The sequence below is a fragment of the Vibrio salilacus genome, assembly GCF_002811245.1.
In the GTDB taxonomy this organism is placed as follows: domain Bacteria; phylum Pseudomonadota; class Gammaproteobacteria; order Enterobacterales; family Vibrionaceae; genus Vibrio; species Vibrio salilacus.
This window is the reverse complement of sequence record NZ_NIVQ01000080.1, coordinates 1-1,278: the sequence shown is the minus strand read 5'-3', so window position 1 is coordinate 1,278 and position 1,278 is coordinate 1. Positions and strand designations below refer to the sequence as shown.

Genomic DNA, 1,278 nt, shown 5'->3' with positions numbered 1-1,278 from the left:
AATCAAAGGTTTAGAATGGCAACTAACAAAGCGTTTAAGGCAGATTCGCAACGCTAGGCATTTTTGGTTTTCTTTGAGTTTAGTGTTTATGGCACAATGGTTTAGGTTAGGTGGAAATGTTGCTCACTACTTAACGCGGCGTTATGTGTTTTTGAGTTTACAAAAGGAGATTTGTAGTGAAGGTTTATGGAGATATCCAATCTGGAAACTGTTACAAGGTCAAGCTGTTGCTTGCTTTCTTAGGCATTGAACATGAATGGCATCACGTCAATATTTTAAAAGGTGACACAAAAACAGCTGAGTTTTTATCCATTAACCCAAACGGAAAAATACCCGCAGTTGTTTTGGATGATGGCCGTTGTTTGTCAGAGTCGAACGCAATTCTTGGCTATTTTGCAGATGGTACAGCGTTGATCCCTAGTGACAGATATGAAAAGGCTAAAATGTACGAATGGTTGTTCTTTGAACAATACAGCCATGAGCCATTTATTGCAGTGGCCCGTTTTATCCAAAAATATCAAGGTATGCCAGAGTCAAGGTTAGAGGAATATCACGCCTTACAACCTGGAGGTAATAAAGCCTTATCAATAATGGAAAGTCGCTTAGCCCAAACGGATTACCTTGTCGGTAAGCAACTCACGATTGCTGATATTGCACTGTACGCCTATACGCATGTTGCTGATGAAGGTGGATTTAACTTATCCGATTACCCCAATATTCAAGCGTGGTGCAAAAGACTCCAAGAGCAAACCGGCTATGTTGGTATGGCGTAAACAAACACATAACAAACGCTTCAAGAGGGACAGCCAACGCGCGGCATTTTTATTGTGCGTTGGTTTTTGTGATTACGGTGTTATACGGAAGCTTGGTAGTAGCGTTGGCTGCCCCTTAAGCGGGCGTTAGTTGCCAGCGGAAAAATGCAGCTAAATCAGAAAATTTTGGGCTAATGCATCGTGCAATTTTACTCGTTTTTCTATCTGGGTGTGGTTTGCTGAAATTGTGTTCGATTTTTAGTATTGTGGTTTTTTGCCGTTTCAGACGCAAATGTTCTCGTTGAAATTCAACTTTGTGGCATTGTCTTTCCAAAAGGTCTCTTTGGTGCTTTTAGTCAGTTTTCTACGGCGTTGTAAGTTCCAAGTGGTTTCAGTGGCAGGCGCTTTGAAACTGCGCCTGATTTGGGTTTTCCAAAGTGCTGAAAAACGGCGTTGGCAAAGGTGGAAATAAACTGGAAATCAAAGGTTTAGAATGGCAACTAACAAAGCGTTTAAGGCAGATTCG

The 1,278-nt window shown here is 41.5% G+C and carries 1 protein-coding gene; it reads left to right on the top strand.

The window, feature by feature from the left end; translation table 11 throughout:
* Positions 1–176 precede the first annotated feature (176 nt).
* Positions 177–773: a glutathione S-transferase family protein gene (locus tag CDZ87_RS16840; protein WP_100754547.1), complete on the top strand. Its 597-nt coding sequence runs from the start codon at positions 177–179 to the stop codon at positions 771–773.
* Positions 774–1,278: the final 505 nt, after the last annotated feature.